Source organism: Oceanotoga sp. (assembly GCF_030445905.1).
GTDB lineage: Bacteria > Thermotogota > Thermotogae > Petrotogales > Petrotogaceae > Oceanotoga > Oceanotoga teriensis.
Genome location: NZ_JASUSU010000029.1, coordinates 21,316 through 35,762, shown reverse-complemented (window position 1 = coordinate 35,762; position 14,447 = coordinate 21,316). Strand labels below are relative to the sequence as shown.

Genomic DNA, 14,447 nt, shown 5'->3' with positions numbered 1-14,447 from the left:
CGCTAATAGTAATTACTATTAGCGATTTTATTTTTATCTATAATTTTTTTATCATCTCTAACTGCCCTATTTCAACTATACTATTTCTGTCTTTTATCTTTCTAAATCCTATGTCGAACAAATATTCTATAATATCATTTTCAGAATCAACATTCAATAATTTTCCCTCAATATTTTTTAATTTACATTTTTCATGAAAATTTTTAAACAATTGATTTAAAATATCAACTTTATAATTTTTAATAGATCCAAAAGAATATATTTCATTTTCTCTAAAAGTTAAATAACCTACTAATTCATCTTTAAAATAAGCCTCTAAAACTTTTACTTCATTTTTTATCTCTTCTAAAGTTTCAAAGGAATTTTGCCAAGAAGGCAAATAAAAAGTCATTTTCTTATAATCATCTTTATAAAAATATTCATATTCTTTTATTATTATATCTTCTTTAAAATCTCTTATATTAAAATCTTTAAAAGAAAAAATTGATAAATTTCTATTTTTAATAAATCCTTTTTTTCTATACAAATTAATAGCTTTAAAATTATTATCTATTACTTCCAGTAAATATTGTTTAAATAAAGATTCTTTCAATAATAATTCTAATTTTTCAAATAATGTTTTTGTTATTCCTCTTCCCCTGTTCTTTTTTGAAACTCCTGTAAAAATATCATAAATAGTATACTCATCTTTAAAAAAACCAGAGCCATTAATAATAAATCCTACAACTTTATCATTTTCTAATGCAATCAAAGAATAATCTTTATCAACTCTTCTACATTTCAAAGTTCTCATAAAAAGTTCTTTAGTCATAGAAATATCAGCAACATAATCTGAAAAAGCATCTTTAAATCCTTCAAGTAAATCTTCTAAATCTACTTCATTTAAAGTTTTTATAATCATAATATCCCCCTTTATATTATGAAAAAGGATAATATACGATGTATATTATCCTTTCATATTATTCTTTTATACCATTTTTAAAATAATCAGATACTTCTTTTATTATTACTTTCTCATCAGTTACGTTTTCAAGAAAGAGTTTTTCAATTCCAAGATAATGAGAAAAACCCATTAAAAAATTTGCTATTAATGATTTATCTTCAATCTTTATACTATCTAAATTATTTTGATATCCTCTTTCAAAATTATCATAATATCTTTTGGCAGATTCATTAACAACAAATTCTGCTTCTCTAACAATCTCATAATAGCTTTTATTATGTGAAAAAAAGAATAAAAATAAATAAATACCTCTCAATTCTTTCTCAAGTCTATTAAGAGTTTCTTTAGAATTTAAAGATAAAAATCTTCTCGTATTTTTACTTATTATATCTACTATAGAAGAAAGAAATTCTTCTTTTGAATTAAAGTATATATAAAAAGTACCTACAGCATATCCTGCTTCTTTAGTTATATCATATATATTCACATTATAATAACCTTTTTCACCGAATAATTTTATACCTGCATTTATCAATTTACATCTTGAAGTTTTACATTCTATCATATCGGGTTCTTCAAGTTTTTCAGAAAAAACTTTAGAAAAATCTACTTCGAGTTCTTCAAAAATACCATTAATAATTATATTTTTTAAAATTTCATTCTTATATTCTTTAGAATTAAATATATATCTTATATTTATAAACCTAACAGCTCCAGCTACAAAGAGATACTCTGTTTCACTTATTTCTCTGTTAAAAACTCTTGACAAACCGATAATATACATTTTTCTTAATCTTTTTTCAAATTCTGGAAATCTATATTGGGCTTCTCTAAAAATGGTAATATGTTGTCTATGCCTATCTCCTGATTGAATAACTATATCCAAAAATTTTTCAAGTCTATCTTCAGCTGTTATACCTCTTATATTATTAAATTCTCTTTCAAAATAAGTCAAAAGTTCATCAACCTGATATTCAAATATAGACTTTTTATTTTTAAAATATCTATAAAAGACACCATTAGAAACTCCTGCCTCTCTACAAATTTCAGCGACAGAAACAGTTTCATACCATTTTTTTGAAAATAGATCTCTTGACGCTTCCAATAGTTTATCTAATGTATCGGTTTTTTTCTTCATAACATACTAACCCCTATTCATAAAATTTATAAACATTTTTTTGAATAATTCAGGTTCTTCAACCATCAATGAATGTCCTACATTATCATATTCTTTTAATTCAGCATTATAAAATTCTGCTGTTCTAACAGCCATTTCTTTAGTAATTAAAATATCTTTTTTACCAAATAAAACCATTGTAGAAAAATTTATTTTATCTTTTAAATCAGTAAAATCATATTTTTCTAAAGCTCTTGCATTCTCTACAAAACATTTTGGATTCATAAGCAATGAATCATTAACAAGTTCATTTAAAAACTTTTTATCTTTATTAAGAGGCATTATACCTTTAATACTTTCTTTTAAAATACTTCTATTATTTTTCAACAAAGCCAATGAAGAATAATTTTCTTCAGGTGTTTTAAATCCATAATAAGGAGCTGAAGAAATCAAAATCAATTTATTCACCTTATTATTATACCTTAAGGCTAAGCTTTGAGCAACTGCACCACCAAGAGAATGTCCAACAATAACAGCTTTATCTATATTCAGTGAATTCATAAATTCATTTATATAATCAGCATATTCATCAATATTAGCGTTTTCAATATGATCTGAATGTCCAAAATTTGGCATATCAACAGTATATATTTTATATCCTGATATATTATTAACTTTATTAAACCATTTATGAGAACCAAAATTACCATGTATCATTATAACAGATTTTCCTTCACCATTTACATCATAATATATATCTTTTCCTTTAACTTTGATTTTTTGTTTTGGTTTATCATTTTTTCTCAAATTATTTTTTATAAAATATATAAAAGGCCTTTCCAAATATTTAACATATCCCATCATAAGACCATATATTATTCCTTTTGGGAAGAAAAGAACAAAAACTATTAATAATATTCCAAATATTATAGACATAGGTATACTACCTCTTGAAAATAGGAAAGGTAAACCCGTAATTATAATAGAACCAATTAATCCTCCATGTATAGAGGCCATTCCTCCAATAACAATCATTGCAAGTAAATTTAAAGAGTTCCCTAATGCAAAATCTGTAGGTGCAATATAACCAATAGTATGAGCATATAAACTTCCAGCAATACCACCATATATAGCACTCAAAACAAATGATTCTAATTTAGCAAATGATAAATTAACGCCATAAGATCTTGCTGCTATTTCACTATCTCTTGTCATTTTATATTTCAACCCATTAGGTGAATTTATTATTCTTCCAGCAATATAACTTAAAATTGCATAAAATGCAAGATTTATTAAATACATATAAAAATCAGAATCAACAAGAGGCTTTATATCTCTCAAACCTATATGCCCACCAAATAATTCAAAAGAAGATATTATCTGTTCAACAGCAATTCCAAAAGCCATAGTAGCTATTGCAAGATAAAAACCTTTAAGTCTTAAAGCAGGAAGTGCTATTATAGCACCAAGTATAGCTGAAAAAACAATTGCTAATAGCAAGTTCAAAATAAATGGAGTATTAAAATTTAATGACATTGTAGCTGTGGTATAAGCTCCTATAGCCATAAAAGCTCCATGTCCGATTGAAACTTGTCCTGTATAACCAGATAATATATTTAACCCTAAAGCAGCTATTGCAAATATTAAAATAGTCGAAAATATCATTAATAAAAAAGATTGAGACATAAAAATTAATCCCAAAAGCAAACCTATTATAAAAGTTATCATTATTTTTTTCATAATTAAACTCTCCCTTCAAACTTTTTACCAAATATACCTGAAGGTTTTACAACTAAAACTACTATGATTAATATCAATATTATAGATAACTGATAATCTGGTGATATATAAACACCAACTACTTTCTCTAATATTCCAAGAATCATTCCTCCTACTATAGCACCAAACAAACTTGAAAATCCTCCCAAAACTCCTGCAGTAAATCCATACAATTGCATATTTGTCATCATATTAGGATGTACATAAGTTTTAGGTGCTGCAAGTATACCTACTAATGCTGCAAGAGAAATTCCTATTCCCCAAACTATAGAATCTACTTTATTTATATCTATTCCTACAACACTCGAACCAACTTCATCTTGAGCTCTTGCTCTTATTGCAGTACCTATTTTTGTATATTTTAAAAATATAGCCAATAAAATAGAAACACTTAATGCTATAACAGTAACAATTAAATCATTTATTGGTAAAACTAATATATTTTCTCCAAATTCCATTATAATAGGCATACCATCATTGAGTTCTGGTAATTGTAAATATTCAGTTCCCCAAATAACTATAGATAATCCTTCAAAAACCATCAAAAGGCCCAAAGTTATTATCAACATAGCACCATGTGATAAATGTTTTACAGGTCTCATTAAAAATTTTTCTATCAATACTCCAAGAATAAATCCAAAAACAACTGCAGATATCAAAGCAATAAATATATTATTGGTTAATGTATAAACGCTAAAACCTATAAAAGTTGCAAACATTCCGGCATTTCCATGGGAAAAATTCATAACACTGACAGTTCTAAATATCAATGCTATACCAAAGGCCATAAGTCCATAAAGAGCCCCTTGTGGTATTCCCAATATAATACTTTGTATTATAAGCATAAAATCACCCCTATATTCCTAAATAAGCTTTTTTAACTTTTTCATCATTTAAAAGATCTTTAGCAATACCTTGTGCAACTATATTTCCAGTTTCAAGAATATATGCTCTATCAGAAATTCTCAAGGATTTCAAGGCATTTTGTTCTACAAGCAATATTGAAACTCCAGAATTTTTTAGTTCTTTTAAAACATTAAATATATCATCAGTAATAACTGGTGCCAATCCCAAAGATGGTTCATCTAGCATGAGAACTTCTGGCTCTCCCATCATAGCTCTACCAACAGCGAGCATTTGCTGTTCTCCACCAGATAATGAACCTGCAGCCTGTCTTTTTCTATCTTTTAAAATTGGAAATAAGTCATAAACATCTTTTATAACTTTAGAATAATTACCTCTAATAAAACTCCCCATTTTCAAATTTTCTTCTACAGATAATTCTGGAAAAACTCTTCTATTTTCTGGACATAAAACCAAACCTTCTTTTACTTTTTGAACAGAGGAATATTTGCTTATATCTTTTCCTTTAAATTCAATATTTGAAGATGATTTTACAATACTCATCATTCCAAAAAGAGTTGAAGTTTTTCCAGCTCCATTAGAACCAAGTATTGAAACTATTTCACCTTTATTCAATTCAAAGCTTATATTTTTTACGGCCTTTACATGACCATAATTAACTATTAAATTATTGACTTTAAGCATTTTCACTCTCCCCCAGATATACTTTTATTACTTCTTCATTATTTGCTATCTCTTCTGGAACTCCTTCAGCAATTTTTTCTCCAAAACTCATAACAGTTATCTCGTCTGAAACCTTCATAACAAGGTTCATATCATGTTCAACAAGTAAAATAGTTTTACCATTAGATTTAAGCATTTTTATTATATCTCTTATCTCAGATGTTTCATTATGATTCAAACCAGCAGCAGGTTCATCAAATAACAAAAGTTCAGGATCAGAAACCATAGCTCTTGCAATCTCTACCCTTTTCAAAACACCATAAGGTAATTGAGACGGATAAGAATTAAGTCTATTTTTTATTTGAAGAAGCTCTGTAACTTCCAATATCTTATTTTTTGTTTGTATATCAAAATCTCTTTTTTTCTTAGAAAATATTTCAAATAAATTTCCTTTATAATTATGAACAAATCCAGAATAAATATTATCATATACATTCATACCTTGAAAAAGTTGTAAATTTTGAAAAGTTCTTGAGATACCTTTATATATTATTTTTTCTGGCGTAAGATTTATTAAAGATTCACTCTTAAAAATAACATCACCTTTGTCTGGCTGTATAACTCTTGTTATTGCGTTAAATAAAGTAGTTTTTCCAGCTCCGTTAGGACCTATCAAAGAATGTATTGTTCCTTTTTTAACATTCATATTCATATCTTTAACTGCTATTAATCCACCAAAAGAAACTCTTACATCTTTTATCTGAAGCATTATTTCACCCCTTTAAAAAAGCGGGGAATTAAAACCCCGCTGTATTAAAAACTTTTTTATTTAAAATATAACCAATCTGTAGAATTTACAAATATATTATCTTTAACTTCTAATAAATACATAGAGTTTTTACCCAATCTTGAATTTTCTCTTTCTGTATTAAAATCAGCATAAGTAACTCCATTTGTTATTTCACCAGACCAATTATTGAAAGTTTCTAAAGCTTCAACCAAACTTTCTCTTGTAAGATCTTTTCCAGCTCTTTTAACTGCTTCTGTAAATGTTTCTGCAGCTATTAAACCTGCAACTGCATATGCATTTGGTATTTCTCCATTATTATATTTTCCATATATTTTTAATGCAGGAGTTTCTGGATTTTCAAAGTCTACATCAACCCAAGCAGCTGTTTTTACACCTTCTGCAGCATTACCAGCTAATTGAATAAATGTAACAGAAGCATTTGCATAAGATAAAACATATTCTTGATTTCTTAATCCATACTGTTTAGCTTGTTTAATAAAATTAGGTGCTTGTGCTCCATAAAGCATTACTGCAACAGCATCTGGTCTTTTACCTATCAATTTAGTTATTTCAGTTGCAAAATTATCTGCTGCAGGATTTATAGCCAAAGAAATAGCTGCTTTTTTACCATTTTTACTTAGAACTTCTTCAAAAGAATCAGCAAATTCTTTACCATCCTCTGCATTTCTATAAACAAGAGCTATATTTTTATAACCTTTATCAACAAAATAATTAGCTATTATATTACCTTCAACTTTATAATTTGGTTGTACAGGAAAAACATATTCTTTAGCTGGGAAACTTAATAATGAAGAACCACTACCTTGATATACAAATGGAACTTCACTTTCATTTAAATAATTCATAACAGCTAATACTCCTGGTGTACCAAGTCCTCCAACTATTGAAAAAACATTATCAGATTCAACGAGTCTTTTAACTTCTACGGTAGTTTTTGCAGGATTAAATTGATCATCAGCAACTATTAAGTTTATCTTTCTACCATTAATACCGCCATTATCATTAACCCAATTAAAATATGCCTGCATTCCTTTAGTCATAGGTTGTCCAATTGAAGCTATTGGTCCGGATAATGCTTGAAAAGAACCTATTTTAATTTCTGTATCAGTCACGCCAACTTCAGCAAAAGCAAAAACGATCAATAAAACTGCCATTAAAGTTCCGAGGATTTTCTTCATAAAATCACCCCTTATATTAAATTACGAATAACTATTGCAGTCCCCATTCCTCCACCTATACAAAGTGAAGCAAGTCCATACTCTTTTTTTTGTTTCAACATTTCATGAATCAAAGTTACTATAATTCTATTACCTGATGCACCTACAGGATGTCCCAAAGCTATAGCTCCACCATTCAAATTAGTTCTTTCCATAAACCAATTTTTATCTTTCTTATAATAATCACTTAGTTCTTTAATTACACCAAGAGATTGAGATGCAAATGCTTCATTTAGTTCAAACAATGATATATCATCTAAACTTAAACCAGTTTTCTCCATAACTTTTTTTATTGCTGGAACTGGTCCCAATCCCATAAATGCAGGATCTACTCCAGCTTGAGAAAATGCAATTATTTCAGCAATTGGTTTTAAATTATATTTTTCAACTGCTTCTTCTGAAGCAAGAATCATAATACTCGCCCCATCATTAATTCCTGAAGAATTTCCAGCAGTAACAGTTCCATCTTTTTTGAAAGCTGGCCTCAACATTCCAAGTTTTTCAACACTTGTAAGTCTAGGATGTTCGTCAGTATCAAATACAACTTCACCTTTTCTTGTTTTTATTTTATAAGGAATTATTTCATCTTTAAATCTTCCATTCTCTATTGCTTGATTAGCCCTTAATTGAGACGTATATGCAAATTCATCTTGTTCCTCTCTGCTTATATTATATCTTTGTGCTATATTTTCAGCAGTTACACCCATATGATATTGATTAAAAACATCTGTTAAAGAATCATTTATCATATGATCTATAATTGTTTGATTACCCATTTTACTTCCGAATCTATTATTTGAATTTATTAAATATGGTGCCATAGACATATTTTCAATACCACCAGCAACAACTAAATCTGCTTGTTCAGACATTATATCTGTTGCACCTATCATAACTGCTTTCATTCCTGAACCACATATCATATTTATAGTATAAGCAGGAGATTCAACAGGTATTCCAGCATAAATAGCAACCTGTCTACCTGGCCCCATTCCTTGGCCTGCACCTAAAATATTACCAATTATTGTCTCATCTATATTATTAGGATTCAAATTATTTATACTTATCATTTCTTTTAAAACATGTGCTCCGAGCTTGGATGCAGGTTCATTTTTAAGAGTTCCACCAAATGTTCCTAAAGCTGTTCTTTTTGCATCAATAATAAATACTTTGCTCATATATTGTTCCTCCTTAATAATAAATAATAAAATTAAATATATCCAAGTTCTTTAGCTTCTGTTAAAAGTTTTTCTCTAAAATCAGGGTGTGAAATTTCTATTAATGCTTTTACCCTCTGTGAAAGACTTTTACCTCTTAAGTGAGCTACACCAAATTCAGTTACTACATAATCCACATCATGTCTTGGAACAGAAATAGTAGATCCTTGTGGATGCGCTGAAACTATGGTAGAAATTGCTCCTTTTTTTGCAGTTGATCTCAAAGCTATAATACCTTTACCATTTTTACTTTTAATAGCTCCTCTATGTGTATCAAGTTGTCCTCCAGTTCCTGAAAATTGTTTAGTACCAATTGCTTCTGAAACAACTTGACCTTGTAAATCAACAGAAATAGCAGTATTAATAGAAATCATATTATCATTTTGAGCTATTACAAAAGGATCATTAACATAACTTCCTCTCATAACCCATACGCCTGGATTATTATTCAACCATTCATACATCCTTTTAGATCCAAGTGCAAAAGTACAAATAGATCTGCCTTTCCATAAATTCTTTTTATTATTTGTTATTACACCAGCTTCAAACAAATCAATCATAGATTCTGTAAACATCTCCGTATGAACTCCGAGATCTCTCTTATCAACTAATAACTTTGCCACAGCATTAGGAATTCCACCTATTCCTATTTGAATAGTAGATCCATCATCTACTAAATCAGCTATATATTTAGCTATCTTTTCTTCAAGTTCGGATGGTTCAACTATTGGTAAAGCCGGAATTTCCCAATCAGATTCAACTATATAATCAGCTTGATTTATATGTACTTGGGTTTCTCCGTGAATCCAAGGCATATTATTATTAACTTCTAAAACAACCATATCAGCATTTTCAATTACTTCCATTTCATAGACATTTGAAAGACCTAAACTAAAATATCCTGAATTTTCAAGCATTGGAGTAACAGTTCCCCAAAACACTAATTTTGAATCATCCTCTTTTTCACTCATTATTTTATCTGTACCAGCCATATGAAGATTATTAGGAATATAATCAACAGTGCATAAGCCTTCAGATTTTGCTTTTCTTGTAGGTGGCGCATAAAACCATGAATGATTTGCAAATTTATTCTCATACTCTTTTTCCATAAAAAATGGATACTCTTTCATATTAAGACAAGTTAATACCTTTATATATTCAAAATTATCTTTATATTTATGAAGATTACTCAAAAACCCTTGAGCTTCTGTAGCCGCAAGACCTACGACTACAGTTGCTCTTTTAGGGAGTGAAAGAATAGCATCTTCAATTGATTTTAATTTATTATTATATTGCTTTCTCCACATATTGACATCCCTCTTTTTCAATTATTTAAAGAATAGTACCTCCGTTAACACTTAAAACATGACCTGTTATATAAGAAGCTTCTTCTGATGCTAAGAAAAATACAGCATCTGCAACTTCAGTCGCTTTTCCCATTCTTTTAAGAGTTACTTTTTCAACTATTGAATTTAAAACTTTTTCAGGCATTTTTTCAGTCATTGGAGTTAAAATAAAGCCAGGAGCAACAGCATTAACTCTTATATTTGCACCTTTTCTTGCAAATTCTTTAGCCCATGAATAAGTCATAGAAATAACTCCACCTTTTGTTGCAGCATAATTTGTTTGGCCTATATTACCTTTTTCTCCAACAATAGAAGAAATACTTACTATACTACCTTTTTCATTTTCAAGCATAAGCGGAACAACTGCTTGAGTCATGTTAAATACACCTTTTAAATTTACATTTATTACTCTATCCCATGCATCTTCTTCCATTTTTTGAATCAAAGCATCAGCTGTAATACCAGCATTATTAACTAAAACATCGATTCTCCCATATTCATTTTTTGCCAATTCTACAAATTCTTTTATATTTTCTCTATTAGTTACATTAAGAACATATCCTTTTACATTTGAATACGCATTTTCAAGTTCATTTAATGCTTCTTCATTCATATCAAGAGCATATACAACAGTAGCTTCTTCTTTAGCCATTTTCTCTACAATAGCTTTACCTATACCTCTTGCACCACCAGTTACAACACATACTTTTCCTTTCATTCTATCCATCTTAATTCCTCCTATCAAAAAATGATTTAACCTACGTAATCTCCCCACTGAACAGTTGCAGCTGCCCAAACAAAGCCTATTCCAGCTCCAACCATAACAACGATATCTCCATCTTTTATCTTTCCTGATTCAAGACCTAATTTAATAGATAAAACTTGATCATTTTGACCTATATGACCATATTCATTTAAATAAGTTGTTTGTTCAGAATCAAGACCTAATTCATCTAAAACCGCATCATGAGCAGATTTTTTAAAATGTAATATCGCAAGATAATCTATATCTTTATCAGTTCTACCACTTTTTGAAAGTGATTCTCTTATTACATGATAAAAATTCGGCATAGTCCTTTCACCAAGTTTTTTCTTAAAAGATTCAGCATCTCTAACAACAAAATGCATATCTTTAACATCTTCTTCAGTCATAGGCCAATTTTTAGATCCACCAACCTCAACTACACAATCTTCAGAAAAGGATCCATCGCCTTTAAATGCCGTTCCTAAAATAACATTTTTGTTATATCCCTTTCTTAAAACCATTGCTGCACCACCAACACCAATATCAAACATAAACGATGTCTCCGCAACTGAATAATCAATTAAATCAGAGTTTCTATATCCAGAAACAAGTAAAGCTGTTTTATAATTTTCATTTCCTTTCAATAAAGAACTTGCTGTTTCCATACCAACCATCATAGAACCACACATAGCTTCCATATCAAAACCCCATGCATTAACAGCTCCTATTTCTTCAGCAACTTTTAAACTCGCTAACCAACAAGGATAATCTTTATGTTGTGCACCATTCCAAATAACAATGTCTATTTCTTTTGGATCTATACCAGCTTCTTTTATAGCTTCTTTTGCTGCCTGTATTCCCATATAACTTGTAGTATCTTTTGGACCAGGAATAGTTTTTTTATCAACGCCAAATTTCTGGCTTATGACCCATTCAGGTATTCCTGTTTTTTCTGCAATTTCAGCTGAACTAATATAATTTTCAGGACAATATGTACCTAATCCCATTATTCCGATATTCATTAATATCACCTCTTGATATAAAATAGCTTTTTTAATCTCTTCTGAATCACTTCTCATTTTTATATGAATCACTTCTCATTTTAATATAAAAAAATAAAATATCAAAAGCTATTTTATTAGCATAAGAGATATTCTACAACAAATAAATAGAAATATACCTTAAAAAATTTAATTTTGGTATTTTTACTAAGTTTTACATTTCTTTGATAAAATGATATCAAATTTTACAAAATTTATGAAATCAAAATATACACCAATAAAAATGGTTTAAAGCTATTTTAAAAGATATATTCAAACAAATTAAATACAAACTTTAATTTTATGATAAAATAAAAATAAGTAAAAAATAAATGGAGGTCTTTATATGTATGAAAATTTTGCAGAAATCTATTCAAAAGGAGAGTACACTTCTTATAGTCAAAGTATATCTGAAGTATTTCCTATTTTATTAAATTATTTAAAAATAAAATCGAATAACATATTAGATATTGCATGTGGAGAAGGTACATTTTGCAGAAATATTAAAATTCAAAACCCTTTAATAGAAGTAGAAGGATTAGATATATCAAATAAAATGATAGAAATCGCCAATGGCAAAACAAAAGATTTAAATTTAAATATAAAATATTATGTTCAAAATATGATCGATTTTAAAACGAATAAACAATACGATTTAATAACTTCTTGGTTTGATAGTATAAACTATATAAATTCTGAAGAAGAACTAAATAAATTGTTCAAATCAGTATATAATCATTTAAAAAAGAATGGTTATTTCATATTTGACATAAATAGTATATATGCATTATCAAATATATGGCCTGGTGAAAGAATACAAAATGAAAACGAAGATTTTATAGAAATTCATTCTGGAGATTTTAATTTTGAAAATAATATTGCAACATTAAAAATAATTATATTCAAAAAATTAAAAAATGGAACTTATAAAAAAATAGAGGAATATCATAAAGAAAAAGGATATACCTTAAAAACTATAAAAAATATTTTAAGAAAAAATAATTTTCAAATAATTAATATTTATAGTCGTTTAGATCCATTAATAAAAGCTCAAGAAAATGATAATAGATATTATATATTTGCTAAAAAAGATTAAGGAGAAGTAATAAAATTACTTCTCCTTATTTGTTTTAAAAATGCTCAATATCTTAGTATATATTCCCAAATTAACATCTCTTCTTCTAAAAGAAATAGAATTACTTATAACAATACCTTTATATTTCAAAGGCTTCTCAAAAGCTTTAACATTACTCAAAAGCAATATAGAATAAATTCTTAATATAAAGCCTATTATAAAAATCAATTGAATACCATAATAACTTTCATCAAAAATATAAAATACTTTTCCTTTTAAAAAATTCCCTAAAAATCCTCCCGCTAAAGAAGCACAAATAGCTGCAAACCCCGAAGCAATAGAATAAGCTGCGACATAATTTTCAACTGGATCTTTAGCGATTTCAAGTAATAAATTTAATATGGCTAAATTTATTGCAGACCAAGCAAAAGCAGAAAAAATTGAATCCATTAAAATTATAGACTTATAATTATAAACTCTCATCAAAAAAAACAATAAAGTTGATATAGTTGATATAGTCATTCCTAAACTTAAAATATTTTTATTTCCAAATTCATCGATCATATTTCCATATAACATATATAAAAAAATAGATAATATACTCGTTAACATACTCATATGACCTAAAAATTCATAATTAACATTCAAAATTGTAATTTCATAATATGAAAAATAAGGTCTTGTAAATTCAACTGCAAAAGTCCAAACCATTATAAACTTTAAAAACCTTTTAAATTGACTATCCTTAAACGTTTTACCCAATTTAACATCAAGAGCTTTTATATCTGATTCAGGTATATTATGTTTATATAAAAGATAAACAGAAAATATTGAAAAAAAACTCATTATTAAAGTTATAAATAACATACTCTTACCAGTATCTTTTAAATTTAATAATTGTGAATAGACAAATAACATAACTATACCGGAAATAGATGAAAATATATTTCTAAATCCAAAATATTTTCCCCTATCTTCAAATTTAATTATATCTCTCATGGATGAAGTCCATATATTCCCTACAAAAGTTCCAAAAAAAGAAAATATTGAAAAAACAGCAACTAAAATATACTTATTTTTAAAATCTAAAAAAATTAATACAGGTAATATTAAAAAAACAGTTCTAGACAAAAAAGCAAAAAACATTAAAGATTTTTTTCGACTTCTAAATTTTTTTAATATTTTTTTTGTGAAAATCTGAAACAATTGTGCAATAACTGGAAATGAAGATATTAAAGAAATTTCAAGTGGATTAGAACCAAAAAACAAAGCAATAGATGTAATTATAAAACCTTGTGTTGCAATGAAAAAAGAATTATAAACACTACCTTCAGCTATAGAATATTTCATAGTTGATGTTAATTTTGTCAATATTTTTCACCCCGAAAAAATCATATGTTAATTAATATTATAACCTTTTATATAAACATAAGTTTAACTATTCTTATGTTTAATTAAACTAATTATAAAGAATGAATACAAGAAAAAAAGCTCCTTATTTTAATTTATTTTTTACAATATTTTTATATCTTATACATCAAAATAACTTATTATTAACTAAATTTATGTAATTTTAAATTGACTTCCATGATTTGGTGTATTATAATATTAGTACACTATTATTTTATTT

13 protein-coding genes are annotated in these 14,447 nt (G+C 27.5%); 1 reads left to right on the top strand and 12 read right to left on the bottom strand.

What is annotated here, in order from left to right; genetic code table 11:
* Window positions 1-37: 37 nt before the first annotated feature.
* Genes PWP28_RS09225 through PWP28_RS09175 form a run of 11 tightly spaced genes read right to left on the bottom strand, consistent with a single transcriptional unit; the run spans window position 38 to window position 11,724 of the window.
* Entirely contained in the window at window positions 38-901 is an 864-nt protein-coding gene (locus PWP28_RS09225) for a GNAT family N-acetyltransferase (protein WP_109603622.1), read from the bottom strand.
* 58 nt (window positions 902-959) lie between these two features.
* A complete protein-coding gene (locus PWP28_RS09220; RefSeq protein WP_109603623.1) occupies window positions 960-2,081 on the bottom strand; it encodes a TetR/AcrR family transcriptional regulator in 1,122 nt (373 codons plus the stop codon).
* 6 nt (window positions 2,082-2,087) lie between these two features.
* A complete protein-coding gene (locus PWP28_RS09215; RefSeq protein ID WP_109603624.1) occupies window positions 2,088-3,800 on the bottom strand; it encodes an alpha/beta fold hydrolase in 1,713 nt (570 codons plus the stop codon).
* Between the two features lie 2 nt (window positions 3,801-3,802).
* The gene (locus PWP28_RS09210) at window positions 3,803-4,684 is read right to left on the bottom strand and encodes a branched-chain amino acid ABC transporter permease (RefSeq protein WP_109603625.1); all 882 of its coding nucleotides are present in this window, start codon (window positions 4,682-4,684) and stop codon (window positions 3,803-3,805) included.
* A gap of 10 nt (window positions 4,685-4,694) precedes the next feature.
* Window positions 4,695-5,387, bottom strand: coding sequence for an ABC transporter ATP-binding protein (locus PWP28_RS09205; protein ID WP_109603626.1), 693 nt, complete (start codon window positions 5,385-5,387; stop codon window positions 4,695-4,697).
* Window positions 5,380-6,135 (bottom strand): ABC transporter ATP-binding protein, encoded by a 756-nt coding sequence (locus tag PWP28_RS09200; protein WP_109603627.1) that lies wholly within the window; start codon window positions 6,133-6,135, stop codon window positions 5,380-5,382. The genes PWP28_RS09205 and PWP28_RS09200 overlap by 8 nt, the downstream gene beginning before the upstream one ends.
* Window positions 6,136-6,191: 56 nt before the next feature.
* The gene (locus tag PWP28_RS09195) at window positions 6,192-7,355 is read right to left on the bottom strand and encodes an ABC transporter substrate-binding protein (protein ID WP_109603628.1); all 1,164 of its coding nucleotides are present in this window, start codon (window positions 7,353-7,355) and stop codon (window positions 6,192-6,194) included.
* Window positions 7,356-7,366: 11 nt separating this feature from the next.
* Window positions 7,367-8,572 carry an acetyl-CoA C-acetyltransferase gene (locus tag PWP28_RS09190; protein WP_308644615.1) on the bottom strand — a complete coding sequence of 402 codons (1,206 nt, stop codon included), beginning with the start codon at window positions 8,570-8,572 and terminating at the stop codon, window positions 7,367-7,369.
* Between the two features lie 32 nt (window positions 8,573-8,604).
* The gene (locus tag PWP28_RS09185) at window positions 8,605-9,918 is read right to left on the bottom strand and encodes an acetyl-CoA hydrolase/transferase family protein (protein ID WP_109603630.1); all 1,314 of its coding nucleotides are present in this window, start codon (window positions 9,916-9,918) and stop codon (window positions 8,605-8,607) included.
* A 25-nt stretch (window positions 9,919-9,943) separates the two neighbouring features.
* Entirely contained in the window at window positions 9,944-10,684 is a 741-nt protein-coding gene (locus tag PWP28_RS09180; RefSeq protein WP_264150011.1) for a beta-ketoacyl-ACP reductase, read from the bottom strand.
* 26 nt (window positions 10,685-10,710) lie between these two features.
* On the bottom strand, window positions 10,711-11,724 hold the full coding sequence (locus tag PWP28_RS09175) for a 3-oxoacyl-ACP synthase (RefSeq protein ID WP_308644614.1): 1,014 nt from the start codon (window positions 11,722-11,724) through the stop codon (window positions 10,711-10,713).
* Between the two features lie 364 nt (window positions 11,725-12,088).
* Between PWP28_RS09175 and PWP28_RS09170 the strand changes: the two genes are divergently transcribed.
* A complete protein-coding gene (locus PWP28_RS09170; protein ID WP_308644613.1) occupies window positions 12,089-12,838 on the top strand; it encodes a class I SAM-dependent methyltransferase in 750 nt (249 codons plus the stop codon).
* A gap of 15 nt (window positions 12,839-12,853) precedes the next feature.
* Here PWP28_RS09170 and PWP28_RS09165 read toward each other — a convergent pair whose 3' ends face one another.
* Complete coding sequence (locus PWP28_RS09165; protein WP_109603634.1) at window positions 12,854-14,188, bottom strand: MFS transporter; 1,335 nt, start codon at window positions 14,186-14,188, stop codon at window positions 12,854-12,856.
* Window positions 14,189-14,447 lie beyond the last annotated feature (259 nt).